The organism is Pseudomonas sp. CC120222-01a, assembly GCF_003097235.1.
Classification (GTDB): Bacteria; Pseudomonadota; Gammaproteobacteria; order Pseudomonadales; family Pseudomonadaceae; genus Aquipseudomonas.
Map to the genome: position 1 here is coordinate 133,653 of NZ_QEQQ01000017.1, position 24,942 is coordinate 158,594.

24 protein-coding genes and 1 pseudogene are annotated in these 24,942 nt (G+C 61.2%); 17 read left to right on the forward strand and 8 right to left on the reverse strand.

Going from position 1 to position 24,942, the window contains the following annotated elements:
- Positions 1 to 85 precede the first annotated feature (85 nt).
- The gene (locus N430_RS20785; RefSeq protein ID WP_110635006.1) at positions 86 to 1,510 is read right to left on the reverse strand and encodes a gamma-aminobutyraldehyde dehydrogenase; all 1,425 of its coding nucleotides are present in this window, start codon (positions 1,508 to 1,510) and stop codon (positions 86 to 88) included.
- Positions 1,511 to 1,726: 216 nt separating this feature from the next.
- On the opposite strand from N430_RS20785, the gene N430_RS20790 reads away from it, so the two are divergent.
- Together N430_RS20790 and N430_RS20795 are read left to right on the forward strand one after the other, a co-directional pair.
- Entirely contained in the window at positions 1,727 to 2,476 is a 750-nt protein-coding gene (locus tag N430_RS20790) for a FadR/GntR family transcriptional regulator (RefSeq protein ID WP_110635009.1), read from the forward strand.
- Positions 2,477 to 2,518: 42 nt separating this feature from the next.
- Entirely contained in the window at positions 2,519 to 3,265 is a 747-nt protein-coding gene (locus N430_RS20795; protein ID WP_110635012.1) for a cache domain-containing protein, read from the forward strand.
- Positions 3,266 to 3,384: 119 nt separating this feature from the next.
- On the opposite strand, the gene N430_RS20800 is transcribed toward N430_RS20795, so the two are convergent.
- Positions 3,385 to 3,840, reverse strand: coding sequence for a GNAT family N-acetyltransferase (locus N430_RS20800; RefSeq protein WP_110635015.1), 456 nt, complete (start codon positions 3,838 to 3,840; stop codon positions 3,385 to 3,387).
- Between the two features lie 133 nt (positions 3,841 to 3,973).
- Here N430_RS20800 and N430_RS20805 point away from each other — a divergent pair, with 133 nt between their 5' ends.
- The 9 genes from N430_RS20805 (at position 3,974) to N430_RS20845 (ending at position 15,712) form a co-directional block, all read left to right on the forward strand.
- Complete coding sequence (locus N430_RS20805) at positions 3,974 to 5,176, forward strand: MFS transporter (RefSeq protein ID WP_110635018.1); 1,203 nt, start codon at positions 3,974 to 3,976, stop codon at positions 5,174 to 5,176.
- Positions 5,177 to 6,820: 1,644 nt separating this feature from the next.
- Entirely contained in the window at positions 6,821 to 7,471 is a 651-nt protein-coding gene (locus tag N430_RS30050) for a methyl-accepting chemotaxis protein (protein WP_371922786.1), read from the forward strand.
- Between the two features lie 163 nt (positions 7,472 to 7,634).
- On the forward strand, positions 7,635 to 7,835 hold the full coding sequence (locus N430_RS20815) for a DUF1289 domain-containing protein (RefSeq protein ID WP_110635024.1): 201 nt from the start codon (positions 7,635 to 7,637) through the stop codon (positions 7,833 to 7,835).
- A 53-nt stretch (positions 7,836 to 7,888) separates the two neighbouring features.
- Positions 7,889 to 8,524 carry a LysE family translocator gene (locus N430_RS20820; protein ID WP_110635027.1) on the forward strand — a complete coding sequence of 212 codons (636 nt, stop codon included), beginning with the start codon at positions 7,889 to 7,891 and terminating at the stop codon, positions 8,522 to 8,524.
- 131 nt (positions 8,525 to 8,655) lie between these two features.
- Positions 8,656 to 9,333, forward strand: a complete 678-nt coding sequence (locus tag N430_RS20825; RefSeq protein ID WP_110635030.1) for an AAA family ATPase — start codon at positions 8,656 to 8,658, stop codon at positions 9,331 to 9,333.
- A gap of 277 nt (positions 9,334 to 9,610) precedes the next feature.
- Entirely contained in the window at positions 9,611 to 11,293 is a 1,683-nt protein-coding gene (gene aspT, locus N430_RS20830) for an aspartate-alanine antiporter (protein WP_110635033.1), read from the forward strand.
- Positions 11,294 to 11,472: 179 nt separating this feature from the next.
- The gene (locus N430_RS20835; RefSeq protein WP_256592160.1) at positions 11,473 to 13,572 is read left to right on the forward strand and encodes an alkyl/aryl-sulfatase; all 2,100 of its coding nucleotides are present in this window, start codon (positions 11,473 to 11,475) and stop codon (positions 13,570 to 13,572) included.
- A gap of 163 nt (positions 13,573 to 13,735) precedes the next feature.
- Complete coding sequence (locus tag N430_RS20840) at positions 13,736 to 15,004, forward strand: OmpP1/FadL family transporter (RefSeq protein WP_110635039.1); 1,269 nt, start codon at positions 13,736 to 13,738, stop codon at positions 15,002 to 15,004.
- Positions 15,005 to 15,043: 39 nt separating this feature from the next.
- Positions 15,044 to 15,712, forward strand: a complete 669-nt coding sequence (locus N430_RS20845; RefSeq protein ID WP_110635044.1) for a DUF3313 domain-containing protein — start codon at positions 15,044 to 15,046, stop codon at positions 15,710 to 15,712.
- Between the two features lie 82 nt (positions 15,713 to 15,794).
- Here the strand turns inward: N430_RS20845 and N430_RS20850 are convergent, their stop codons facing one another.
- Positions 15,795 to 16,619, reverse strand: coding sequence for a transporter (locus N430_RS20850; RefSeq protein WP_256592161.1), 825 nt, complete (start codon positions 16,617 to 16,619; stop codon positions 15,795 to 15,797).
- 367 nt (positions 16,620 to 16,986) lie between these two features.
- Here N430_RS20850 and N430_RS29755 point away from each other — a divergent pair.
- A pseudogene (locus N430_RS29755) lies at positions 16,987 to 17,109 on the forward strand (chorismate mutase); the annotation flags it as partial.
- A gap of 135 nt (positions 17,110 to 17,244) precedes the next feature.
- Here N430_RS29755 and N430_RS20860 read toward each other — a convergent pair.
- On the reverse strand, positions 17,245 to 17,574 hold the full coding sequence (locus tag N430_RS20860) for a hypothetical protein (RefSeq protein WP_110635047.1): 330 nt from the start codon (positions 17,572 to 17,574) through the stop codon (positions 17,245 to 17,247).
- Positions 17,575 to 17,671: 97 nt separating this feature from the next.
- Complete coding sequence (locus N430_RS29495) at positions 17,672 to 17,842, reverse strand: hypothetical protein (RefSeq protein ID WP_158288785.1); 171 nt, start codon at positions 17,840 to 17,842, stop codon at positions 17,672 to 17,674.
- 146 nt (positions 17,843 to 17,988) lie between these two features.
- Between N430_RS29495 and N430_RS20865 the strand changes: the two genes are divergently transcribed.
- The gene (locus tag N430_RS20865) at positions 17,989 to 18,231 is read left to right on the forward strand and encodes a hypothetical protein (protein ID WP_110635050.1); all 243 of its coding nucleotides are present in this window, start codon (positions 17,989 to 17,991) and stop codon (positions 18,229 to 18,231) included.
- A gap of 136 nt (positions 18,232 to 18,367) precedes the next feature.
- Positions 18,368 to 18,631, forward strand: a complete 264-nt coding sequence (locus N430_RS20870; protein WP_110635053.1) for a DUF3077 domain-containing protein — start codon at positions 18,368 to 18,370, stop codon at positions 18,629 to 18,631.
- A gap of 45 nt (positions 18,632 to 18,676) precedes the next feature.
- Here the strand turns inward: N430_RS20870 and N430_RS20875 are convergent, their stop codons facing one another.
- The 3 genes from N430_RS20875 to N430_RS20885 all read right to left on the reverse strand — a co-directional run bounded on the left by N430_RS20875 (position 18,677) and on the right by N430_RS20885 (position 22,224).
- The gene (locus tag N430_RS20875) at positions 18,677 to 19,978 is read right to left on the reverse strand and encodes a nitrate/sulfonate/bicarbonate ABC transporter ATP-binding protein (RefSeq protein WP_110635056.1); all 1,302 of its coding nucleotides are present in this window, start codon (positions 19,976 to 19,978) and stop codon (positions 18,677 to 18,679) included.
- 9 nt (positions 19,979 to 19,987) lie between these two features.
- A complete protein-coding gene (locus N430_RS20880) occupies positions 19,988 to 21,709 on the reverse strand; it encodes an ABC transporter permease subunit (RefSeq protein ID WP_110635059.1) in 1,722 nt (573 codons plus the stop codon).
- A 332-nt stretch (positions 21,710 to 22,041) separates the two neighbouring features.
- Positions 22,042 to 22,224, reverse strand: a complete 183-nt coding sequence (locus N430_RS20885; RefSeq protein WP_110635062.1) for a DUF2986 domain-containing protein — start codon at positions 22,222 to 22,224, stop codon at positions 22,042 to 22,044.
- Between the two features lie 113 nt (positions 22,225 to 22,337).
- Here N430_RS20885 and N430_RS20890 point away from each other — a divergent pair, with 113 nt between their 5' ends.
- From N430_RS20890 to N430_RS20900, 3 genes are all read left to right on the forward strand, one after another.
- Positions 22,338 to 22,781, forward strand: coding sequence for a tetratricopeptide repeat protein (locus N430_RS20890; protein ID WP_110635065.1), 444 nt, complete (start codon positions 22,338 to 22,340; stop codon positions 22,779 to 22,781).
- Between the two features lie 308 nt (positions 22,782 to 23,089).
- Positions 23,090 to 23,983 carry a LysR substrate-binding domain-containing protein gene (locus tag N430_RS20895; protein WP_110635068.1) on the forward strand — a complete coding sequence of 298 codons (894 nt, stop codon included), beginning with the start codon at positions 23,090 to 23,092 and terminating at the stop codon, positions 23,981 to 23,983.
- Positions 23,984 to 24,084: 101 nt separating this feature from the next.
- Complete coding sequence (locus tag N430_RS20900; protein ID WP_110635071.1) at positions 24,085 to 24,789, forward strand: SDR family oxidoreductase; 705 nt, start codon at positions 24,085 to 24,087, stop codon at positions 24,787 to 24,789.
- Positions 24,790 to 24,942: the final 153 nt, after the last annotated feature.

The following is a 24,942-nucleotide window of genomic DNA, read 5'->3' on the forward strand; positions in this document are numbered from 1 at the left end:
CTGTTTTCAGGCTCGGGCATGGGCGGAAGCAGAACCCATGCCATATTGCCTATGGTTTTATATGTTTTATGACCAAAGTCGACAATCAGTGCTTGAACATCACGTGGCGCACGCAGGTGTAGTCTTCCAGGCCGTACATGGACATGTCCTTGCCATAGCCCGACTGCTTCATGCCGCCGTGGGGCATTTCGCTGACCAGCATGAAGTGCGTGTTGACCCAGGTGCAGCCGTATTGCAGGCGTGCAGCCAGGCGGTTGGCGCGGCCGACATCGCGGGTCCACACCGAAGAGGCGAGGCCGTAGTCGGAATCGTTGGCGAAGGCCAGGGCCTGGGCTTCGTCGGTAAACGGGGTGACGCTGACCACCGGGCCGAATACTTCGCACTGGACGATCTCGTCATCCTGGCGGGCATCGGCCAGTACCGTCGGCGCGAAGAAGAAGCCGTCGCCTGCGCCCCGATGGCCGCCGGTGACCAGGCGGATATGCGGCTGAGCCTTGGCGCGCTCGACAAAGCCTTCGACACGCTCCAGGTGCTCGCGGGTGATCAGCGGGCCGAGCTCGGTTTCAGGGTCGTCCTGCAGGCCCATGCGCAGGCTGGCCACGGCCTCGCCCAGCTTGCTGACGAACTGCTCGTAGACGCCTTGCTGGACATACAGGCGGCAGGCCGCAGTGCAGTCCTGGCCGGCGTTGTAGAAGCCGAACGCACGGATGCCTTCGACGGCGGCATCGATGTCGGCGTCGTCGAAAATCAGTACCGGCGCCTTGCCGCCGAGCTCCATGTGGGTGCGTTTCACGCTGCTGGCGGTGCTGGCGATGATCCGTGCGCCGGTGGCCACGGAACCGGTCAGCGACACCAGGCGCACCTTGGGGTGGTTGACCAGCGGCTCGCCAACGCTCGGGCCACGGCCGAAGAGGATGTTGACCACGCCGGCAGGGAACAGCTCGGCCATGATCTCGCCCAGCGCCAGGGCGGTCAGCGGGGTTTGCTCGGAGGGCTTGAGCACCACGCAGTTGCCGGCGGCCAGCGCGGGGGCGAGCTTCCAGGCGACCATCATCAGTGGGTAGTTCCATGGCGCGATGGAGGCGATTACGCCGAGTGGGTCACGGCGGATCATCGAGGTGTGGCCCGGCAGGTACTCACCGCCGGCCGAGCCCGACAGGCAGCGGCTGGCGCCGGCAAAGAAGCGGAACACGTCGGCAATGGCCGGGATTTCGTCGTTCAGCGCCGCCTGGTAAGGCTTGCCGCAGTTCTGCGACTCCAGGCGGGCGAGGCGGGCGGCTTCGGCTTCGATGCGATCAGCCAGCTTGAGCAGCAACTGGGCGCGATCCTTGGGTGCGGTCTGCGACCAGCCGACGAAGGCCTGGTCGGCGGCCTGCACTGCAGCATCCACCTGGGCAGCGCTGGCTTCGGCGATAGTCACCAGCACCGTGCCTTCGGATGGGTTGTACACGGCGTACGGGCTGCCTTGCCCGTCGACCAACTGGCCGTTGATCAGGAGTTTGGTTTGCATGGCGGATTCCTTGGTCGGTCTTATTGGTAGAAATCTAAACCTATGAAACCATATCTTAATATTTTTAGTTTGCCAACCACTGCGAAAATCGACTTCCAGGCGGTAGAATGGCCGGCAAATCGGTATCGGGCGCTGGCCCGTTCGCTATAAGATGCGGAACTGAACCTTTTAGCTGTGGCCCGCGCCAAGCCTGGCAATGCTCGATAGGGAGAGGCAATGACTGCCCTGAATAGTGCTCGTAACACCGCCTTCATCCGGTTGCGCCAGGAAGGGCGGACCGATGAAGTGGCGCGCCGCCTGGTGGAGGCGATCGAGCTGGGGATGTTCGCTGAGGGGCAGCAACTGCCCAGTGAATCGGAACTGGCCCTGCAATTGGGTGTGGCCACGGTGACCCTGCGTGAAGCGTTGGTAGTGTTGCGCCAACGTGGCTTGATCGAGACCCGCCGCGGGCGCAATGGCGGCAGCTTTGTCTGTGCCCCGGTGGAGTTGCCCGAAGCGCTGCTGCTGCAACGCCTGCGCGACATGAGTGGCCCGGACCTGCGCGACCTGGGCGATGAACAGACGGCGATTTCCGGCACCGCGGCGCGCCTGGCCGCCAAGCGCAGCTCGCCGGAGCAACAGGCACGTATCGCCCAGCATATCGAAACCCTCAGCCAGGCCGGTTCGCGCCTGGCCCGGCACCGTGCCGATGCGCGTTTTCATATCGAAGTGGCTGCTGCCGCCCAGTCGCTGCGCCTGACCAGCGCGGAAATGCGCCTGCAGTCGGAAGTCGGTGAACTGCTGTGGATGGAAGCCGCTGGCGGCGGTGACGTGACGGTGGTCGAACACGAGCACCGAGCCATTCTCGAAGCGCTGGTCGCCGGTGACGCGGTGTTGGCTGGTGCCTTGGCCGAGGCCCATGTCAGCCGTGGCATCAAGCGCCTGATCAGCCTGCGTCTGGAGCTGCTGGCCGACGAGCAGGACTGAGCCGTCCATAACAACAAAGCTGTACCTGCGTGAGGTAATGCCATGTTTGCCCTGAGCGACAATGACCCGCTGTCAGCCTGTGCCCAGCAGCTGGACCACACCCTGGGGACCATCTTCGGCCAGGTTCGCCAGCTGGTGGAAGAAACCCGAGCGCTATGGGAGCGGGTGCTGGCCGAGGGCCGCCAGCCGTGTGCCAAGGACCTTGCGACCCTGCGCCCGGCCATCGACCAGCAATTGCTCACCACCGGTGCCTTTGGCTGTGGCGGCGGCATCATCGTCGAGCCCAACGGCCTGGCCGACCGCGAGATGCACCTGGAGTGGTGGTACCTGGCCGACGGCGGCAAGACCCTGCCGCTGCGGCCGAACTTCGACCGGCGCCGCGAAAACTACTACGACTACACCGAAATGCCGTGGTACAGCCGGCCGATGAAGACCGGCAAGAGCGTGGTCGAAGGGCCGTACGTGGACCTGTACGGCACCAACATGTACGTGCTGACCTTCACCATGCCGATCGAGGTACAGGGCCGGTTCATCGGCGTCGCCGGGCTGGACCTGTCGCTGCACAATGTCGAGCGCCTGCTGGTGCGCAGCCTGATGCGCCTGGAGCATGAGGCAGTGCTGATCTCGGCGGACGGGCGGGTGATTGCCTCGAACACAGCGAACTGGATGGTCGGCGACTTGGCCCAGGCCTTGTTGAACACCTTGCCGCGCGATGGCATTCGCCTGGCGTTGGCCGAGTCCGAGGCGGGGTGGTCGCTGGTGCGCTTGCCGGTGCTCAGGCGCAAGTGATGGGTCGACTGGGCCGGCCTCTTCGCGGGTAAACCCGCTCCCACAGGTACTGCACAGGTCCCGATGACAGTGCTATCCCTGTGGGAGCGGGTTTACCCGCGAAGAGGCCGGAGCAGGCGTCACAAGGCCTTGCGCATGAACACCCGGGCAAATCCTTGTTCTTCAGCCCTGTGCGTCTCGACATAGCCAAGCCTGCGATAGATCTCGATGTTCTCGGTCATCCGCTCATGGGTATACAGCCGCACGGCATTGCACCCTGCTTGCCGTGAGCGGGTTTCACACAGCTGCATCAGCACCTTGCCAATCCCCCGGCCCTTGCACGCGGGCGACACCGCAACGTTGGCCAGCAGCATCTCATCGCCTTCGCGCTCCAGCACCAGCACGCCCACCACCTGCGCGCCTTGCAGTGCCACATGCACCTCTGCATCCGCCACCACCTGGCGATAGTCATCCAGCATCGGAGCCGGCGGCTTGCCGATGCGGGCGATATAGGGCGAGTAGGCCGCCTGGACCAGCGCCTTGATCGCCTCGATGTCAGCAAATTCGGCCCTGCGAAGGGTAAGGTCTGGGTTCAAGTTGAAGCCTCCTGAGTTCGCCTGAGCCTGATAGGTATGAGTCTGCCACGCTTCACTCCGCTGCTTTCGTATCCAAACGCCGGTCACCCCGTGCTAAAAACCGGGCACTCGACAAAAACAACCGGAATGCCTGATGTCTGCCAGTCAACCACCTGCCAATGGCCTGTTCGCCACCTTTTGCCTGAGCAGCTACCTGCTTTCGCTGTCCTACGGCACCACCTTCCTGCTGGCAATGACCCTGCGCGCACACGGTGCCAGCGAAGCCGATGCCGGCACGGTGATCTCCGTCGCCATGCTCAGCACGTTTCTGGCGGTGATCTTCTCCGGCCACCTGACTGACGTGATTGGCGCGCCCAAGGCCGTGGCCGGTGGCGCGGTGTTTCTCGCCGCGGCCTGCCTGGGCTTTGCCGCCGCCCCAGGGTTCGGTACGGCCATCCTGCTGTGTGGCTTGTTGCTGGGCTTCGGTTGGGGCCTGTTCTATACGCTGGGGCCGATCATCGTGGCGAAGCTGATCGAGCCGGCACGGCGGGTCAAATACTTTGCCTTGCTCTCGGGCAGCATGATGACCGGCATCGGCACCGGGCCGTTGCTGGGGCGCGCGGCGCAGGCGCTGGGTTACCCGGTGGAGGCTGCCTTCGTCGCTGCAGCCGCGGCGAGCGTGCTGGGTGGCGTGATGTTCCTGCTGATGGGGCCGCGCATGCAGCAGCTGAAGACCGGCGCCGTGGTGGTGTGCAAGATCACCCCGGCAGCCACGCGTGCGGTACTGTCTTCCAAAGCGGCCTTTGCCATCCTGATGGTTGGCCTGGGCGGCGCGATCTTCGGTGGGTTGTCGAGCTTTCAGACCTCGTACGCCAGCGCCAGGCAGCTGGACTACTCGCTGTTCTTCCTCGGTTTCATGTCGGCTGCGATCTCCTGCCGCTTGCTGATTGCCGGTTTTATCGTCAAGCGTGACCCGTACCGCATGGCCTGCCTGCTGACGGCGTTGATGGTGCTGTCGGTGCTGATGTTCATGTACGGCGTCGACAGCACGGCGGCCTATGTGCTGGCGGCAGTGGTGCTGGGTGTCGGCTATGGCCTGACCTATTCGGTGATCAACGGCCTGGCGGCCAACGAAGCGCCCGCCGGGCAGACCGCCCAGTCGCTGGTGCTGTTCAGCCTGGCCTATTTCGTGGGCGTGTTCGGTTTCCCGCTGTTGGCCGGCAAGGTCATCGTCCAGGCAGGCATGCCGGCGTTGCTGCAGTTGCTGCTGGTAATTGCCCTGGCCAACTGGTCGATCACTTGCGGCCGCCTGGCTTGGCGGCGCTGGAGCAACCGCCCCGTGATGGGGCGCGCGTGAACAGGCGCACCACGCCGGTGCGCATGCGGGGAGTGTCGAACGCAGGAAAGCGCGAATAGTTAGCTTGCATACGAGTTGGCTTGCAACTTGCTGTCACTTTGCCATCCGATGTCGCGTATGGTGAAAACAATGTCGCTTTCAAGCAGTTCCATGCAGTTGTCATCGAGCGAGAAGGGCTGGCTGCCCTGGTTCGGTAAAACCGGCAAGATCAGCATGGGCTGGGCCTGTCGCCTGAACCGCGCGCACTATCCCGTGATCGAGCAAACCTTCGAGGCCATCGCCCAGACGCGCGTGCAGTTGCTGCACAACTGGGCCCGTGAGCAGTGGGAGCATCTGGCGGAACTGGCGCAGCACATGGCCCCAGGTTGCAGTGAGGCCGACCGGTCGCTGTTGCTCGACAAGCTGGCCCAGGCTGAAGACTTTTCCGAACTGTGCGTGATCGACGCCGCTGGCAATGTCATCGCCTCTACCTGGGCAAAGCGCGGCAACTCGCGGATCGACCAACTGCAGGCACTGGCCCAGGGCCTGAAGGCGCCATTCCTGCACGGCCCCTACAGCGACCCGCTGACGCTGCAGATCGGCCCGTCATCGTCGCGTTTCCACGATGAGGTGACGCTGATGTTCTACCAGCCACTCAAGCACCAAGGCAAAACCGTCGGCTGCCTGTGTGGGCGGGTGCCCAACGATGTGTTGGGCGACCTGATCCAGCGTGAGGCCGGGCACATCTATGCCGAGTCTGGCGACAATTACCTGTTCATGGCGCAATCGCACTTCGACCGCACCATCCAGCCAGGTACTGCTTTGTCCCGTTCGCGCTTCGAGGACGGCACCTTCACCCATGGCGACAACCTCAAGAGCGGCGTGCACACGCCCTGGAGCACGGTGCAGATCCAACGCCATACCGAACTGGAACTGCGCTTCACCGACCCCTCGACCCGCGAACTGCACCCCGGTGTGCGGGAAACCATCCGTCACGGCGCCAACCTGTTCGTGACCTACCCAGGCTACTCGGACTACCGGCATGTGCCGGTGGTCGGCAAGGGCGTCACGTTCCAGTTGCCCGGCTCGCCAGACCGCTGGGGGATGATGTGCGAAGCCGACCTGGAAGAAGTCTACCGCCGCCGCTCGCTCAGCTACGGGCTGATGAAACCCTACGTGGCAACCATGGCCGGGTTGTTCGGCTGCAATTACCTGGTGCAGCACTACGCCGGTTTGCCACAGGGGCTGAACGATGCCCTTGAAGCGCTGTGCATGGTCGCCGCCACGCTGCTGTTCAGTGTGCTCGGCCCCAAACGCCTGGCCGCACGCCTGAATGGCATGAGCGGCGTGCTGCGCACCATCGCCGAGGGCGAAGGCAACCTGCGCCAGCGCCTGGACACCAGTACCATGGCCAACGACGAGAGCGGTGACATGGCGCGCTGGATCAACAGCTTCATCGACCGCCTGGACGCGGTGGTGGGGCAGGTGATCAAGGCCAGCCGCACGGTGGGTAGCACCAACCAGATGATGCTGGGCCGCAGCCAGGAGGCGAGCGTGACGTCCGCCGATGTGGCCGACGCGGTGCACCAGATGATGATCATCATGGAGGAGCAGTTAGGCGAACTGCAGCAGGCTTCGGTCAGCGCCGAACAGATGAAGCAGGCCATGGACGAGGTGGTCAGCCGCGCCCGCGAGCAGTTCCTGGCGGTGCAGGCGGGGACCCAGTCGATTCGCGATGTGGTGGCGCGCTCGTCATCCAGCGTGCAGTTGCTCGACAGCCGCATGGGCCAGATCGGCAACATCAGCGGGCTGATCAGCGACATCACCAACCAGACCAACCTGCTGGCGCTCAATGCCGCCATCGAGGCGGCCCGTGCCGGCGAGCATGGCCGTGGTTTCGCGGTGGTGGCCGACGAGGTGCGCAGCCTGGCGGCGCGGACCTCGCGTGCCGCCGAAGACATCCGGCAGATGGTCGAAGGCCTGCAAGGCGAAACACAGCAAGCCGTGAGCTTCATGGAGGCCGGCGTGCAGGATGTCGATAACAGCCTGCGCCTGGCAGAAGAGGCCTCGTCGGAGAACATACAGCTGCATCAGGCGGTGGAGGCGATGTTCGCGATCATCCAGCAGCTCAACCGGCGCAGCGTGGAATACGGCAAGACCATCGAGCAGGTCAACCAGTCGTCCAGCGAGATGCGCCAGACGGCGGTGGTGTTGCAGAGCAGTGCCGAGACGGTGAAGGTCAATGCCAGCAAGCTGCAGAAGCTGGTGGGGCAGTTCGAGGTCAGCAGTGACAGCGGGCGTGCTGCGGCAGCGTGAGCGAGCACGGTCTGTGTGGGAGCGGCCTTGCGTCGCGAAAGGGCTGCGTAGCGGCCCCAGAATCTGAGGCGCGACGCAGATTGCAGGGGGTCGCTTTGCGACCCTTTCGCGACACAAGGCCGCTCCCACAGGATATGATCTGCGGCCGTGATTGGAGCCCGCCATGGCCAAAGACATCGAAAACCCCTGCGTCTCGCTCTGCCAGCTCAACAGTGAGCTGTGCGTGAGCTGCGGCCGCACCCGTGAAGAGATCCGCAAGTGGCGCGGCATGAAACGCCCGGAGAAGATGGCCACCGTGCAACGCGCGGCCACGCGGATGAAGGCCATCAGCAAAAAGAACGCCAAGCGCCAGGGCAACGACTGAAGCGCTTGCGCTTGTGTAAGATGCAGGCTTCGCACCGTTCTTGAGCCTGTCGCATGGATACCCACTCGCTTCTCGCCTTCACCCTGGTCGCGGCAATCGCCATTGCCAGCCCGGGGCCCGCCACCTTGATGGCCATCAACAACAGCCTCGCCCACGGCCAGCGCAGTGCCGTGTGGTCGTCACTGGGCAACGGCACGGGCCTGTTCTGCCTGTCGGCGGCCGCCATGCTTGGCCTGGGGGCGTTGCTGGCCAGTTCCGAGATGCTGTTCAACGCAGTCAAGCTGATCGGTGCCGGCTACCTGTTCTACCTCGGTGCCCGGCAGTTGCTCAAGAAAAGCCCGATGCTGGTGGATCAGGCGGCGGCCAAGATCAGCAAGCCGACCCCCTTGAAGCTGTACAAGTCAGCGTTCCTGACGGCTGTCACCAACCCCAAGGCGACCATGTTCTTCACCGCGCTGTTCCCGCAGTTCATCGACCAGGGCGCGGCGCTGCTGCCGCAGTTCCTGACCCTGACCGGGATCTTCGTGGCGTTGTCGCTGAGCTCGTTGAGCCTGTATGCCGCGTTGGCGTCGCGGGCCAAGGGTGTGCTGACCCGGCCGGCGCTGTCGCGTTGGGTGAGCCGGGTCGTCGGCACGACGTTCATCGGTTTTGGTGCGGCCATTCTGACCATGCGCCGGCAGGCCGGTTAAGAGCGTTCTCAGGCCCACTGGTTGGAGACTGACAAGGAGCGTTGCAATGAAGTACCCAGGAAGAGCCATCGCGGCATGCGTCGGCGCCTTCCGAGTAGGGCATCGGGCGGCAACTGCTGCTGGCCGTGGCGATGCAGCTGCAGGCGCCGGGCCGGCAAGGATTGTTCGCCTGGGTGCTGGCGGATAACCCGCACCGGCATTTCTATCAGCGCTGCGGTGGCGGGGAGGTATCCACACAGTCCATCGAGCTGGCCGGGCAATCATGGCCGATCACGGGGTATCGCTGGTCTTCAGCTGCTGCAGCTGATACGTGCGTGTTCAATCCCGATGACTATCTTGAAACGCTTGGCTGGCGCGTGTTCAGCCGGTCGCGCAACGCCGAGGCTTGGCGGCTCGTGCTGCTGGCGCTGGAGCGAGCACTGTCGCGCGCGAGGCCGAACGCGCGGTTGCAGTTGGTGGTGGGCGTGCAGGCGTCGGGGAAAAGCTATTGGATCGAGCACAATCGTGCCGCTACCAACGACACCAGTTGCCTGTATTTCGATGCAGCACTGCCGCGGCGCGTGCACCGTGCGCCAATCCTGGCGTTGGCTGCGCGCCATGGTGTGCCGGTCACGGCAGTCTGGGTGCAGGCTCCGGTCGAGCAGGCATTGGCACGCAATGCCTTGCGCCGGGTCGATCATCAAGTGCCGAGGGCGAGTATCGAGGCGGTGGCGGCTGCGTTCGAGCCACCTTGCAGGTCCGAGGGGTTTGTCGAGGTTATCGAAGTGAACGCCAGCCAACGTGGGCACGAGAAGGCTGCAAGGCTTTAAGTGTCGGCAATCGGTCGGAGGTTGCCGGTCGTGAATGGCTTCTTACGACCCCATGTGGACGTTCACTCCACCAAAAGAAGCTTTAATACCCAATGTGTGCGATGTCTTGGAATTCCTACGGTGTTACTGAGCTTCTTTGGCCATCCATTGGGGTAGTGGCACAACCACATGAATTAGGCGCCAACAGATGTAGACTTCTAGACGCCAGCAAGTAGTGTCAGGATTTCCGACTATGGAATAGCAACCAGTCGGGAATGAATCCGTTGAGGAGATGTCGATGATCGACCTTGCCCTTGGCGCTTTACGTGCCAACCCAGAAATTGCGGTATTTCTCGCCATCGCATCGGGAGTCATGCTGGGGCGCCTGCAGATCGGCAGCTTTCATCTGGGTTCGGTTGCTGGGGCGTTGTTGATGGGCCTATTGATCGGTCAAATCGGCCTGGAAGTACCGCATGAACTCAAAGCCGTGTTTTTTGCTCTGTTCATTTACGCGGTCGGATTCAAAAGTGGCCCCGAGTTCTTCGGAAGCCTGAACCGGGGCACACTCAAGCTTGTGCTGCTCTCTGTCGTTCTATGCGGTACAGCATTGGCGGTAATCCTCGCCATGAATGCGCTCTACGACTTTGATGCAGGTTTCACCGCAGGCCTGGGCGCAGGTGCTCTGACAGATACCGCAATCATGGGGACGGCCAGCAGTGCGATTGCCCAGTTGCCACTGGATGCCGCAGCCAAAGCAGAACTCAACAGCCATATGGCGGTGGCGTATGCGATTACCTATGTATTCGGTACGGTGGGGTTGATCGTCTTTGTCGGCAGCGTCGCCCCGCGGCTGCTTGGGGTAGATCTCAGGACCAGCGCACAGGAGCTTGAACGAGAGCTGGGCATTGAGAGGGATGAGGAAGCTTTCAGCATTCCCTATACCCGCATCGTCGTCCGGGCACACCGTCTCAGTCACGCTCAGCTGTCAGGCAAAACGATCGCAGACCTCGAAGCCCGCTACCCATCCCTCAGCATTGAGCGGGTGACTCGGGCAGAGCAGACCCTGGAGCGTGATCCAGGATTGACGCTGGTGCAGGGAGACATCATCGGTGTTTACGCCTTGCGTGATTCAGTCGGCATGCTCGACAAATGGATAGGCCCAGAGGTGGACCACGCCGGTACCCTGTCGTTTCCCACGCGCAGCGTTGACGTTGTGCTGACCAGCCGCCAGTTGGCCGGTCGTACCCTTCACCACATCAAGCTCAAGCTTGTGGGTGCAGAGCGGATGGGATGCTTCTTGACTGGAGTTACGCGCCAAGCTCTGTCATTGCCCCTATTGCCCGAGACTGTGCTACGTAGAGGCGACGTTATCAGTTTGACGGGACGCGCTGCTGGCGTTGACGCGTTAGCGGCGCAACTGGGACGTATACGCAAGGCGAGCCATCGCACCGACATAGCCATTCACGCCCTTGGCATGGTGCTTGGTTCCTTGCTTGGCTTGCTCTCCACACATATAGGCATGATCCCCGTCGAGCTCGGCATTGGTGGTGGCATCTTGCTGACAGGGCTGGTGATCGGTTGGTACAACTCGCGACATCCAGAGATGGGGGCTTTACCTCCTGCTGCTCAGTGGGCGTTTTCCGAATTCGGCCTGACAGCTTTTGGCGCCGTTATCGGGCTTCTCGCCGGCCCGGCAGCGCTTACCGCCATACTGGAACAGGGACTTGCGTTGGTGGTGGCAGGTGCACTGGTAACCCTTGTTCCGCCTCTGGTCACGCTCTATTTCGGCCGTTACGTACTTGGGCTGCACCCGATGATTCTGTTGGGCGCTTTAGCAGGAGCACAGACAGAAGCGGCTTCGATGAACAAGATCATCGAACAATCAGGTAGCAATACGCCAGTAGTCGGATTCACTGTTTGTTATGCCATTTCCAATGTTTTATTAGCCGTGTGCGGCCCTATCATTATATCAGTGGCTTGATATTAAACTGCCATAAGAAAACCGCACTGTTAAAAAGTTCTACTTTTTTTAGAGCTTTTGCTTGAAAGCTTTGAGAAGCCGCCTAATGTGAAAATTCTGTTGTGCAGGTTTGCGTCTCGTTCTCGAGTGACCGTGCCATACAGCGAGATGGCGCCAGCTCGGGCGTTAGGCGTAATTACTTGATTTCGCGGTATTTAATATTCCGCTGGCAGTTACCTCATTGGTACAGCGCTTCTGTTAAAAAGGAGCTTGTCATGAGAATGATTGCGAAACTGAAGCCAACCCATTCAGTTACTGCAGCGCCTTCATCATTGTGGAAATTGAGCTCATCGTTTCTCTTGGCGAGTGCTATCGCGTTCACCAGCCAAGGGTGGGCGGAAGAAGCGCCAAAGCCCGCCACCGATGCGACCAAAGCGGCCAATGACGCATTGCTCAAAGAACTGCCCTTCAACGACAAGACCTCTTTCGAACTGGCACATAAAGGCTTCATCGCCCCGCTGCCTTCCGAGCCGATCAAAGGTACTAGTGGCAATATGATCTGGGACCCGAGCAAGTACGGGTTCATCAAGGAAGGGCAAGCCGCTCCCGCGACAACCAACCCCAGCCTGTGGCGCCAGTCGCAACTGATCAACATCTCCGGTCTCTTTGAAGTCACTGATGGCATTTACCAGGTGCGTAACTACGACCTGTCCAATATGACCATCGTTGAGGGTAAAGAAGGTATTACAATCTTCGACCCGCTAATCTCCGCAGAAACCGCTAAGGCCGCTTTGGACCTGTACTTCAAACATCGTCCGAAGAAACCTGTGATCGCAGTAATCTATACCCACAGCCATATTGACCACTATGGCGGCGTACGTGGCGTGATCGACGAGAAGGATGTGAAAGCCGGCAAGGTCAAGATCTATGCACCCAAGGGCTTCCTGGAGCATGCCGTAGCAGAGAACGTCATGGCCGGTACCGCCATGAGCCGCCGCGCCTCCTACATGTATGGCAACCTGCTTCCACCGAATGAAACCGGCCAACTTGGCGCGGGCCTGGGCACTACAACCTCTGCCGGTACCGTGACCCTCATCCCGCCAACCGACATCATCGAGAAGACCGGCGAGAAGCGCACCATCGATGGGCTGACCTACGAGTTTCTCTATGCGCCAGGCAGTGAAGCGCCGGCCGAGATGCTGTATTACATCCATGAGAAGAAAGCGCTCAATACCGCCGAAGACTCTACGCACACCCTGCACAATACCTATTCGCTTCGCGGTGCGAAAATCCGCGAGCCGCTGCCTTGGTCCAAGTACCTGAACGAAGCGCTGAAGATGTGGGGCAACGACGTGCAAGTCATGTATGCCATGCACCACTGGCCGATCTGGGGCAACAAGGAAGTCAAGGAGCAGTTGTCTTCCCAGCGTGACATGTATCGCTACATCAACGATGAAACCCTGCGCCTGGCCAACAAGGGTTACACCATGACCGAAATCGCCGAACAGGTGAAATTGCCCAAGTCGATTGCCAATCGATTTTCCAACCGTGGTTACTATGGCTCGCTCAATCACAATGTGAAAGCCACCTATGTCTTGTACCTGGGCTGGTTCATTGGTAACCCGGCCACACTTTGGGAACTGCCGCCAGAAGAGCAGGCCAAGCGCTATGTGGACATGATGGGGGGGGCCGATGCTGTGCTGAAAAAGGCCAAGGAATATTTTGACAAGGGCGATTACCGTTGGGTTGCGGAAGTGGTCAATAAAGTTGTGTTCGCCGACCCGAGCAACCAGGCAGCCAAGAACATGCAGGCCGACGCGCTTGAGCAACTGGGCTACCAGGCCGAAAGTGGGCCTTGGCGGAACTTCTACCTGACCGGCGCCAAGGAACTTCGCGAAGGTGTCAAGCAGCTGCCAACCCCGGATACTGCCAGCCCGGACACTGTGAGGGCCATGGATCTGGACTTGTTCTTCGACTACCTGGCCATGCGTTTGAAAGGCCCAGAGGTTGAAGACAAGCACATCACCCTGAACTTCGACTTCACTGACCTGAAACAGCAGTACGCAGTGGAGATGGTCAACGGCGTGCTCAACCACACCGAGGGCATGCAGGCGAACGACGCCGATGCCAAGGTGACCCTGACCCGGGACACCTTGAACAAGCTGATGCTCAAGGAAACCACCCTCAAGGACGCTGTGGCATCAGGGGCAGTGAAGGTAGACGGTGCTGAAGCCAAGCTTGAAGAATTGATGAGCTACATGGACAACTTCGAGTTCTGGTTCCCTATCGTTACGCCTTGAAGAATCGCGAGCGTCAGCGGACGCAGGCAAGGTCAACGACTTGCTCGTGGCCTTGCCACGTTCCTGGGGGAGCGAGGGTAAAGCTTGCGGCCCTCGGAAAATGGAGTGAGCGACGATGAAAAGCTACCGATCCGCCAGTACGCTCTGTGCGCATGTGCGAGCCATGAGCTTGCCGATAGTGGCATTGATCACATCCATCCAGACGAACCCAGCCTGGGCGGGTGGGATTCTGATCTATGAAGCTGGCCAGGAAGGTAATGGCTTGGCGAATGCCGGCTCTGCAGCGCTGGCCAACGACCCCAGTGTGCTAATGAGCAACCCTGCAGGTATCACACAGCTCAAGGGCACCCAGATCAGTGCCAATGCGCAGGTGATCTTGGGCGCCCTGCGTTTTTCCCGTGACGGCAACAACCAGTTTGACGGCAACGAGGGCGGCAACGCTTTGGAGTATCTGCCGGGGGCCAGCCTGTTCGTCAGTCACCAGCTCGACGAACGCTCCGCCATCGGCTTTGGCATGTACGGCAACTTTGGCCTCGCTTTGAATTATGACGATGACTGGGCCGGCCGCTATTTCACGCAAGAGGCCGCGATCATTGGTGTCTCGTTACAGCCCACGTGGGCTTACAAGTTCACGGACGATCTGTCGATCGGTATCGGTCCACGCATCATGGTCGGCTATTACCGTACCGAGATGGCCATCAACAACAACCTGTTGGGGCTGGCTGACCGCCCTGATGGCCAACTGGAATACAAAGATACCGATGTCGGCGTGGGCGTGAACCTGGGTGTGCTTTATCAAGTAGATCCGAGTACACGGCTCGGGCTTGCTTATACCAGCAAGGTCAAGCTGGAGTTCGAGGATAAGCCCCATCTGAGCGACGTCAGCAACCTGCTACTCAACGCAGCGTTACGCCGCCTGGATGTCGACTCACTGGAACTCGACTTGAACGTACCGCAAACAGTCACCGCCAGCATCGCGCATGAACTGGATGAACAGTGGACACTTTTGGGCAGCCTCGGTTGGCAGGACTGGAGCGATTTCGGCGATGTCGGGGTGGATGTCGATACCAATGCTGGCGGTACTAGCCGCACCGTGGACCGCAAATACAAAGACACTTGGCACGCCTCGGTAGGTGCATTGTATCAAGCTACCCCTCAATGGCGCTGGAGTGTAGGCCTGGGGTACGACAGCTCAGCCGTGGATGATGAAGACCGCACCGTCGACAACCCGATGGCCGAGACCTGGCGCCTGGCCGCTGGCGTCAACTACGCGGTGGATGAAGGGCTGGACCTGCACCTGGCCTACACCTTGGTGTGGCTGGGTGACATGGACGTTGATCAAACCAAGAGCCGCTCCGGCATAACACTGTCGGGCAGCTACGACAACAGCGCATTGCACATTATCGGCGGGGGCGCGACCTGGCGCTTCTGAGTGGTGCGGATCATCGTTACGTAAGGAAGGAGACCCTGCATGAAAACCAAGATATTGGCCGCTAGTCTGTGCCTCACCACACTCATGTTGCATGGCTGCGCGAGCAAATATGTGGAGTCGGACCAGTACTCTGGCTTCCTCAAAGATTACAGCATGTTGAAGGAGGACAAGTCGCCATCGGGAGCGGCGGTGATGCGCTGGATCAAACCTGGGGTAGACGTCAATCGCTATACCAGCGTGTACCTGGAGCCTAGCCAGCTCTATCCAAAACCGCAGCCGACAGAAAAGATTCCGCAATCGACGTTGCAAGGCATCACCACCTACTACGACCAAACGCTCAAAAACCATTTTTCCCAAGCGCTGCCTTTAGCGACAAGCCCTGGGCCAGGCGTGCTGGTAGTCCGGCCTGCCATTACCGCTGTCAGCGCGAAGACCAAAAGCCTGCGTCCCTATGAAGTGATCCCGATTGCGCTGGTGGCGGCGGGGATCAGCACCGCTACCGGGATACGTGATCAGGATACGAGCATAGCGACCGAGGCGGCCTTCCTGGACGGCGATACCAATCAGGTCGTGGCTGAGGTGGTGCGCAAGGGTGCTGGTACAGAGTTGGAAAATTCTTCGCAGGTCATGCAGGCCAAGGATGCCAAGGCGGTGCTTGATGGCTGGGCCAAGGACATGGTCAGCTCATTCCAGGCACTCAAGAAATAGTCCATATACGCTCCATTTAAACGCTAAATGGGGCGTCTTGATTGTTCCGCTGAAAGCATGGAGAGCATTCGCAAAGATGTATTCAGCGGGGGAACAGCAACGTGACCGCGACGCGAAAGCCCCAACCCTGCGGCCCATCTTTGGGGCTTTCAATCCAATAGCGCGGACCGGCCTGTACAGTCAGTGGCTGGCCGCCTAGCCTCAGTAGCTGGGTTACTGTCAGGTTGATTGGCACAGCCCACTCTTGCGACTGCCAGTTGTAAGTCGATTCGCTGTTGATGCCGAACGTGGTGAAACTGCCGGTCGTGTAGGACAGGAACGGTTGCAGGAAAGTCTGATTGATCTTTTCCTTGTCATCGGCTGGGCTGCCTTCGAGCCCCCAGATATGGTTGGCGAGCACGCCATGCGTCCAGCCATTAGCTTGCTTGAGCGCCACCACCGTCGGGCCGGCACCCCACTGCTCACCGCCAAGCAGGTCATCGCTGGCGGTGGGTATCAATAGCACCGGGCCGGCACCAAGGATCCAGCCGCTTGTTGTGGGTTGCTTTGGCGAAAAGAAGAAGCTTTGCGTTACATCACCCACTCCTGACTTGTCGGCAATACCCCGTGGCGCGAGGCCATGCTGGTCAATGACTGGCAGGATAGTGCGGGAGATGAGATTCCAGTCGGCGTTCAGGCTAAAGGGCAACACAGGTTGGATATTGGTGAGGCTGCGCTTACCGTCCCCTGTTGGGCCAAGTTTCTGGTCCCAGTTATATTGCACAGGCAGGCTATACATGGCCGCGATAGGGTTCTGCGCTTTTTTTGCCAACTCTGCGGAATCATCTGCCAGCACAGGGGAGGCATAGAAATGCCACGCCAGCACTTGGGAAATTACAATGCCTCTCTGAATAGACGAACTCAGCATCTCTGCTCCTCCCGGAGGCCAAGCACAAAGGGTTCGCAATCGACCATCAGCAGACTAGCATCTCCAGGGGGATTAATTCTTCCGTATTGACCGGCCGCTGCGGGTCCAGGCTGTGTGAAAACTCCAAGCGGGCTCCGCTGATTGAGAAACAACCTAAAAATCGCGCTCCTGCGTGAATTCTGGGTCAGGTGAGTAGCCGCGCTGATTCAGAATACGCATAGAAGCGCGTTGTCCGACTTGGCCTTAGCGTTTTCACACAGCCTGGGTCGGAACAGCCATCTACGACCGGCCGCTTTCGATCCAATCGGCCGTCAAAAGCGTCCGCAAAAACTCGATAATGATCACTACAAAGCAATGGATTTGAGGCGAGGCGGGTGCTTCGCCTGCGGTGGTGGAACAGGTCTACCGGGCCATGATATCGGCGTTCATCGCCGAAGAGCTGAACATTCACGCCACGCTGATTGCCACTGATCCAGCGGGCAATGCGTGAGCATTCATTGGAGCCGCGTGCATCAGGCGGGCAGGGCGCCTCAACCTTGCACAAGGGATCGAGGCGCCTCTGGGTAATGACTACAGCGACAGCGCGGTCACCCGCGAAGGCTTGGCGTTGGGTGACCGCGGTCGGTCAGTCCACCCGCACGAACACGTTCTTGGCCATGTTGCTGCCGCCAATGGCTTCCAGACGCTTGCCGCCGTCCAGTACGCGCACATTGATCAGTGCCTGGCCATCCTTGTCGCGCGCGACGACCTCATCATCCTTGCGCTCCCACTCCTCGACCTTGAACTTGTTGCCGTAGGCAATGATGTAGTCCTTGGCGAACTCGACTTTCTGTTTTGGGCCCTGGATGCCCATCACCGTGGTGGTCTGTTCATAGGTGCCTTCCAGGGCATCGTTGCTGCAGCCGGCCAGTACACAGAAGGGCAATGCTGCGAGCACGAGTTTGAGTTGACGCATGGGATTTAAGTATCGATTGGCTTTGATCGAACGACCAGGCGCGAGTCTGGGCGCCGGTCCTTCGGCTACCGCACGGGGTGCGGTTAACGCCGCGGGATTATACAGACCGTTTAAAAAAATCAGATTTTGCCCCTTTCTTGTAGTCCATTTCCCAAAGATACTCTTCCCGCATATTTTCCGTTGCGGCTGCTCTGCCAAGGGCTTTAGTCTCGGCCTGTCGCTGCTCATCAGCGACACGGCTTTGACAGGCCGTAACGGTATTATGCATGTGGCTCGCCTGATATGGCGGCTGTACGTGGGGCACGCTTGCGTGCGCCGGAACTTGCATAGTCCGCCGGTCTGTCAACCCATGTACAACTGCCACCCGACTGTTTGACAGCAGGCAGGTGGAAGCCCCACGAAAGGTACTATGCGATGTTGAAGATTGTCCCCGATCCACCCCACGATATTCATTCCCTCGAAGATACCCTGATCCAGGCCACTGACTACGCGCTCTGCGCGACGACTGTGCTGCATCAGGCGTTGCTGCTGCAGCCAAAGTCACCGGCGTCGATCCTGATGATGGCCTCGATGCACGAGATGGAGGCGCTGCGGGTTTTGCTCGAATCGGCGTTGATCCAAGTGCAGATGCCTACTGGGCCTCGGACCTTGCACTAAGGCTCAGGTGATGTGCTGGCTGGTCTGGCCTCTTCGCGGGCACGCCCGCACCCACAGGGGATCGCGTACCCATGTGGGAGCGGGCGTGCCCGCGAAGAGGCCAGACCAGGCAATAGAGATCAGGGAGATTTACACAATGACCACAGACAACACCCAATGCACCGTCGGCAAGACCACCTTCTTCCAAGGTGAAAACCAGAGCCACCCATTGTTCCGTATCGAACCCGGCATCCCCTGCCGCGATGCCCGAGAGCAGGCTTCGGAACTGATGGGCTATGTGCGCGAACTGACCATCCTGGGCCTGATGGATGAAAAGCCGATGATGATCTGGGCCTCGCACTACCTCAGCGCGATGGCCAAGGCGTTGATGGATGATGCCGAACTAGGCATGACCCAATAAGCCAAGATTGCGTCAGCAGGGAAGTCTGGCGCCTGAACGCCGCAATCAGTGCTCGCCCATGATTTCCCGCGCCAGGGTCAGGCGGCGGGTGTGGAAGTCGTACTCATAGAGTTCGGCATAGCGCCCCCACTCGATGGCCACCTTGAGCACGCGCTCGGCTTCCTCGGCGTCCATGTACTCCGTCAGGCGGTCGAGCACGGTCTTTTCCAGCAGGCCGGCGGGCTCCAGGTGGAGGCTGTCGAGGATGTAGCTGATCAGCGACACGCGGCCCTTGCACTGGCGCGCGAACAGGTCCTGGCGCCGCGCCTGGCGGGCCGTCACATAGTTGCGGCCCTGGCGTGTGAGGCGGATGTCGGCCTCGATCACCTGGACCAACCCGAGCAGGCCGAGAGCCTCGTAGATCGGGAACAGCACCTCGTCGGGCAGCTCGGTTTCCTCAGCCAGGTGGGGCAGGTCGGCCTCGCCATTGAACGGCTCACCGGCGATGAGCTCGAGCACGCTCTCCATCCGTGCGATGTCGGCGTCGGGCAGCCGGTAGCCCAGCTCCACGGCCGGCGGCGCGCCCGCCGCAGCGATGGCTTCGGGGCGCTGGGTCATCAGCCCGTAGACTTCATCGATCAGTGCGCGGACTTCCGCCGAGTCGGCATTGCGCGGGCGCGGCAGGTCGATGTGCAGTTCCGAGCGTACCCGGCCAGGGTCGCTGGAGAGGATGAGGATGCGGTCGGCCATCATCACCGTCTCTTCGATGTTGTGCGACACCACCAGGATGCTGCGGGTGGTGATGCGCTGTTCTTCCCAGAGTTCGAGCATGTCGTCGCGCAGGGTTTCGCCGGTGAGTACATCGAGCGCCGAGAAGGCCTCATCCATCAGCAGCACTTCGGGGTTCATCACCAGGGCGCGGGCGATGCCCACGCGCTGGCGCATGCCGCCGGACAGTTCGCGTGGCAGGGCGCCGCCAAAGCCGGACAGGCCGATCAGTTCCAGTGCCGCATCGGCCAGACGGCCGCGCTCGGCTGCACTCACGCCCTGGGCTTCCAGGCCGAGTTCGACGTTCTGCTGCACGGTCAGCCAGGGGAACAGTGCGAACGTCTGGAACACCATGGCCACGCCACCCACCGGGCCGTGGATCGGCAGGCTGCGGTAGTTGACGGTGCCGCGGTCGGCGTTGACCAGGCCGGCGATGATCCGCAGCAGGGTCGATTTACCTGAACCGGAACGGCCGAGCAGCGCGACGATCTCACGTTCGCGCAGGTGAAAGTCGACGCCTTCGAGGATGGTGCGCGGCGTGCCGTCGGAGGCCTGGAAGGCCTTGCTCACGCCCTTGAGTTCGATCAGCAGTTGTTTCATGGCAGGTCCTCAACGACGGTTTTCGGCGAGCAGGTACAGGCGGCGCCAGAAGAAGCGGTTCAACAGCATCACGTAGATGCACATGACGCCGATGCCCAGGGCGATGCGGTGAAAATCGCCGGCGTCGGTCATCTGCTTGATGTAGCTGCCCAGGCCGTTGGCCACCAGCGAAGTGTCGCCCCAGCTGACGTACTCGGCGACGATGCTGGCGTTCCAGGAGCCGCCGCTCGCGGTAATGGCGCCGGTGACGAAGCTGGGGAACACCGCCGGCAGGTACACGCGTTTCCATTTCAGCCAGCCGCGCAGGCCGAGGTTGTCGGCGGCCAGGCGCAATTCATAGGGGATGGTCGCAGCGCCCGCGACCACGTTGAACAGGATGTACCACTGGGTGCCGAAGACCATCAGCGGGCTGAGCCAGATGTTCGGGCTGAGCTGGAAGTGCACCAGCACCAGGACCACCAGCGGGAACAGCAGGTTGACCGGGAACGCGGCGAGGAACTGCGCCAGCGCCTGGACCTTCTGCGAGTAACGTGGGCGCAGGCCGATCCAGATCGACAGCGGCACCCACACCAGCGAGGCGAGGGCGATCAGCAGCATCACCCGGCACAGGGTGATCAGGCCAAGGCCGAGCACGTGCAACGCCTCGCCCCAGCCGACGTCCTGGTGCACGAACAGCCCCAGGCGCAAGAAGGCGAAGGCGCAGGCCAGGATCAGGATCACGTCCCAGGCACGCGGCCACCAGGTGGGCAGGCGCAGCCACTGGCGCCTTGGCACAGTGCCGTCGTGGCGCTGGGCGAACCAGCCCATGGCGTTCTGGAAAGCCTTCGCCAAGTGCTCGCTGAAGGCGCTCAGCCAACGGCTGCGGCGGGCGAAGTCAAGCATCCACGAGCGCTGTGCGGTGTCGCCCTGGGTGTCTTCGAAACGGAAGCGGTCGGCCCAGGCCAGCAGCGGGCGGAAGAACAGCTGGTCGTAGAGCAGGATGCCGCTGAGCATCGCGCCGATGGCCCAGGCGATGGCGCCAAGGTTGCGCTGGTCGATGGCCACGGCGATGTAGGAGCCGATGCCGGGCAGCTTGATGTCCTGTCCGGCCACCGAGATGGCTTCGGCGGCGACCAGGAAGAACCAGCCGCCGGACATCGACATCATCATGTTCCACAGCAGGCCAGGCATGGCGAACGGCAGCTCCAGGCGCCAGAAGCGCTGCCAGGCCGAGAGGCGGAAGATTCGCGCAGCCTCGTTCAGCTCCGGCGGTACGGTGCGGAACGACTGGTACAGGCTCAGCGCCATGTTCCACGCCTGGGAGGTGAAGATGGCGAAGATCGCCGCGCATTCCACGCCCAGCAGGTTGCCCGGGAAGAGTGCGATGAAGGGCGCGATGGCAATGGCCTGGAAGCCCAGGATGGGCACCGACTGGAGCACGTCCAGCAGCGGGATCATGGCTTTTTCAGCGGCGCGGTACTTGGCCGCCAGCGCGGCGAAGACGAAGGCGAACAGCAGCGAGCAGCCCAGCGCGATGAACATCCGCAGGATGGTGCGCATCAGGTAATAGGGCAGGTTGACGGGATCGAGGGAAATTGGCAGCGCCTCACCGACCACGAACGGCCGGCTCATCTGCATGGCGCCATAGGCGGCGAGCACCAGCAATACCAGCACCAGCGGCAGCAGGATCCAGTCCCAACGATTGGGCGCGGCGTTACGCAGGCCTGGCGACGGGGTGAACAGGCGGGCCATGATCAGGTCTCTATCGTCAGGGGCTGGGAAGGGCAGATGTCGCCACGTGAGCCAGTATGGTTCAGTTGGCTTACAGGTCAATGGCAGCGCCAGTCGCAAGCAACTGGCCAGAGGGCGGCAAATGCCTGAGAGATATTAAGATTTGTTTAATCGCCACTGACGGGGAGTGAAGTGATGAGGCGTGTGCTCAATGCGGCATGGGGAGGGTATGTAGCTGGACCAGCAACTGCGTAGGCGATCAATCCCGTCCTCATGAAAAGGAATTCACGAAAATGATCAGGTTTTTCTTGATGAAATATCGCAGACGCAGCGTTGATCGAGCCTGCTGGGGCTCAGGCGATTGCCTGGGCCGCCGGTGTGTCTGATTCGTTCTGTACAACTGCCGCTTCAGCTTCAAGCTTCAGCCGGTCGGCCTTGCTGATGTACTTGGGCTTGTTGCTCTTCGGTGCCAGCTTGGCATTGGCCTTTTTCTGGTGGGCCTTGAGCAGCTGTTTGAGTTTCTTCTGGCGGTTCATTGCGTATCTCTGATGTGCAGCGTGGGTCGCGCATTGTACCTCGGGAACTTCATCCTGCGGGCCCGGTCTGTAGGCTCTCGCCGAATTCCCCTGACCTTTTGAGTGCCTATCCCATGCCAAGCCAGCGCTTGCTTTCAACACTGTTCCTGTTGTTCGGCGCCGCTGCCTGCCAAGGCGTGCTGGCGGGTTCATATTCGGCGCCGATGCACAGCAACAAGGCCTCGACACAGCTGATAGAAGCCGCATCGCGGCAATACGAGGAAGGCAAGCTGGACCAGGCCGCTGCCACGCTGGAGCGCGCGCTGCAGATCCAGCCGGGCAACCCGGCCACACTGCACTACCTGGGTGTGCTGCGCCTGGAGCAGGGGCAGTATGACCAGGCCGAAGTGCTGGCGGTGCGTTCCAACCAGCGAGTTGGGCGCAATACTGCGCTGCGCAATCGCAACGTTCAGCTGATTCAGGCCGCGCAGAAGGCCCGCAGCGCTGGCAGCGTGCCCGTGGCTGGCCAGGGCAGCCATGGCGACGAACACGTCGAGCCCCTTCAGCTGTTCAGATGAAACATTCGTTTCTCCCTTTGAGCGCCATTGGAACAGGAATTGCTCGCAATGCTGAGAAGCTGACCAGACAGGGGATACGCCCATGCTCGTGGAGGACCACTACTTCATGTTGCTCGTTGTGGCGATCGTGCTGGCCGTGGATGTGGTGGCGGTCACCCTGTATTGGCGCAGCAAACCCTGAACCCAGCCTCGGGGGCTGAATACCCCTAGTCGGGGCCTTTGCGATGGATCATCGGCTGGCACCGCTTCCAAACCCGAGGTGATGGCGGTAGCCTCGGGAGACCTTGGCCGATAGAAAATCCATTCCCATGCCTGCTGGATTCCCCGGGTTGCCGTCACTCAATGCGCTGCGTGTGTTCGAAGTGGTGGCGCGTCAGTTGAACTTCCGCCTCGCCGCCGAGGAACTGGGCGTGACCCAGGCGGCGGTCGCCCAGCAGGTGCGTGGGCTGGAGGCCAGCCTGCAGGTGCGCCTGTTCGAGCGCCTGCCACGGGGCGTTGGCCTGACCGATGCCGGGCGTGGCTATGCGGCGAGCATCCGCAGCGCCCTGGGGATGATCGATGAGGCCACCCGGCTGCTGCGCCCGGCGCCGTCCCAGCTCACGGTCAGCGTGACGCCTACCTTTGCCTCGAAGTGGCTGATTCCAAGACTCGGCCACTTCGCCGAGGCCCACCCCGACATCGACCTGCGGCTGCTGGCCACCGACCGGCTCTCGCATTTTCATACCGATGGCGTCGACATTGCCGTGCGCTACGGTCAGCCGCCGTTCGGGGCCGGGCTGAACGTCGAGCTGCTGATGGAGCAGCGGGTTGTCGCAGTGGCGAGCCCGGCATTGCTGGCTGAAATGGGCAGGCCAGAGAACTTCGCTGCCTTGCAACGCTATGTCGCCCTGCACGATGGGCACAACTTTTGGCCGCAATTCACGGCCGCCTTCTTCCCTGAACATCCGAAGCCGACGGCGAAGAGTGTGCGTTTCAACCAGACATCACTGGCTATCGACGCCGCCATTGGCGGGCAGGGTATTACCCTCGCCAGCTATGCCTTCGTCAAGGACGACATCGCGGCTGGCAGGCTGGAACAGGTGTTCCCCCAGCAGTTGCAGCTGGACAAGGCGTTCTACCTGGTCTGGCCGCGCAAGGCGCAGGAGGTAGCAGCACTCGGCCTTGTCAGAGCATGGCTCAAAGGTCAGGTAGGCGATAGTTAATCTACTGTCTCTGCAAGCATTCCCTGCCTCCCTCGTCCAGCGGGCGGCTGCTAGTGTGATGAAACTTGCAACAGCGCAGTTCCATTACCCCAGGAGGCAACATGTCTGTAGAAAAAGTGGCAATCATCACCGCTGGCGGCAGCGGCATGGGCGCAGCAGCGGCACGTCGGCTGGCCGCTGACGGCTTCAAGGTCGCCATCCTATCTTCTTCAGGTAAGGGCGAGGCGCTGGCCGCCGAGCTTGGCGGTATCGGCGTTACCGGCAGCAATCAGTCGGTCGAGGACCTGCAGCGGCTGGTGGATGCTGTGGTCGAGCAATGGGGCCGCATCGACGTGCTGGTCAACAGCGCCGGCCACGGCCCGCGCGCGCCGATCCTGGAAATCAGCGACGAAGACTGGCACAAGGGCATGGATACTTACCTGCTCAACGTCATCCGCCCGACGCGGTTGGTGACGCCTTACATGCAAAAGCAGAAGGGTGGGGTGATCATCAACATCTCCACCGCCTGGGCGTTCGAGCCTGTTGACTTGTTCCCCACATCGGCCGTGTTCCGCTCGGGCCTGGCGGCCTTTACCAAGATCTTCGCCGACCAGTTCGCTGGCGATAACGTGCGTATCAATAATGTGCTCCCCGGCTGGATCGACAGCCTGCCGGCCACCGAACAACGCCGCGACAGCGTGCCGCTCAAGCGCTATGGCACCAGCGAGGAGATCGCCGCCACCATCGCTTTCCTGGCCAGCGACGGTGCTGGCTACATCACCGGGCAGAACATCAAGGTCGATGGTGGCGTGACGCGCAGCGTCTGAGCAGGTTGTTTGGGGGAGGCCAGCAGGTGTTCGCCTTGAGGTTTTTGTCGCCAGTTAGATCGAGCGCCGCCCGCGCGGCGCATCGCGGGCAAGCCCGCTCCCACATCTGTTTCGGGCCAGTCTCTCCTGTCATGCCAACAGGGCCCGCCTTGT

Excerpts from the sequence above, each read along its gene's own strand:
- N430_RS20820 (WP_110635027.1), top strand. The coding sequence starts at position 7,889 with ATGGATACCCACTCGCTTCTCGCCTTCACCCTGGTCGCGGCAATCGCC.
- N430_RS20870 (WP_110635053.1), top strand. The coding sequence starts at position 18,368 with ATGACCACAGACAACACCCAATGCACCGTCGGCAAGACCACCTTCTTC.
- N430_RS20875 (WP_110635056.1), bottom strand. The coding sequence starts at position 19,978 with ATGAAACAACTGCTGATCGAACTCAAGGGCGTGAGCAAGGCCTTCCAG.
- N430_RS20815 (WP_110635024.1), top strand. The coding sequence starts at position 7,635 with ATGGCCAAAGACATCGAAAACCCCTGCGTCTCGCTCTGCCAGCTCAAC.
- N430_RS20840 (WP_110635039.1), top strand. The coding sequence starts at position 13,736 with ATGAGCTTGCCGATAGTGGCATTGATCACATCCATCCAGACGAACCCA.
- N430_RS20880 (WP_110635059.1), bottom strand. The coding sequence starts at position 21,709 with ATGGCCCGCCTGTTCACCCCGTCGCCAGGCCTGCGTAACGCCGCGCCC.
- N430_RS20805 (WP_110635018.1), top strand. The coding sequence starts at position 3,974 with ATGTCTGCCAGTCAACCACCTGCCAATGGCCTGTTCGCCACCTTTTGC.
- N430_RS20865 (WP_110635050.1), top strand. The coding sequence starts at position 17,989 with ATGTTGAAGATTGTCCCCGATCCACCCCACGATATTCATTCCCTCGAA.
- N430_RS30050 (WP_371922786.1), top strand. The coding sequence starts at position 6,821 with ATGGACGAGGTGGTCAGCCGCGCCCGCGAGCAGTTCCTGGCGGTGCAG.
- N430_RS20850 (WP_256592161.1), bottom strand. The coding sequence starts at position 16,619 with ATGCTGAGTTCGTCTATTCAGAGAGGCATTGTAATTTCCCAAGTGCTG.
- N430_RS20885 (WP_110635062.1), bottom strand. The coding sequence starts at position 22,224 with ATGAACCGCCAGAAGAAACTCAAACAGCTGCTCAAGGCCCACCAGAAA.
- N430_RS20895 (WP_110635068.1), top strand. The coding sequence starts at position 23,090 with ATGCCTGCTGGATTCCCCGGGTTGCCGTCACTCAATGCGCTGCGTGTG.
- N430_RS20845 (WP_110635044.1), top strand. The coding sequence starts at position 15,044 with ATGAAAACCAAGATATTGGCCGCTAGTCTGTGCCTCACCACACTCATG.
- N430_RS20900 (WP_110635071.1), top strand. The coding sequence starts at position 24,085 with ATGTCTGTAGAAAAAGTGGCAATCATCACCGCTGGCGGCAGCGGCATG.
- N430_RS20785 (WP_110635006.1), bottom strand. The coding sequence starts at position 1,510 with ATGCAAACCAAACTCCTGATCAACGGCCAGTTGGTCGACGGGCAAGGC.
- N430_RS20860 (WP_110635047.1), bottom strand. The coding sequence starts at position 17,574 with ATGCGTCAACTCAAACTCGTGCTCGCAGCATTGCCCTTCTGTGTACTG.
- N430_RS29495 (WP_158288785.1), bottom strand. The coding sequence starts at position 17,842 with ATGCATAATACCGTTACGGCCTGTCAAAGCCGTGTCGCTGATGAGCAG.
- N430_RS20825 (WP_110635030.1), top strand. The coding sequence starts at position 8,656 with ATGCAGCTGCAGGCGCCGGGCCGGCAAGGATTGTTCGCCTGGGTGCTG.
- N430_RS20890 (WP_110635065.1), top strand. The coding sequence starts at position 22,338 with ATGCCAAGCCAGCGCTTGCTTTCAACACTGTTCCTGTTGTTCGGCGCC.
- aspT (WP_110635033.1), top strand. The coding sequence starts at position 9,611 with ATGATCGACCTTGCCCTTGGCGCTTTACGTGCCAACCCAGAAATTGCG.
- N430_RS20795 (WP_110635012.1), top strand. The coding sequence starts at position 2,519 with ATGTTTGCCCTGAGCGACAATGACCCGCTGTCAGCCTGTGCCCAGCAG.
- N430_RS20790 (WP_110635009.1), top strand. The coding sequence starts at position 1,727 with ATGACTGCCCTGAATAGTGCTCGTAACACCGCCTTCATCCGGTTGCGC.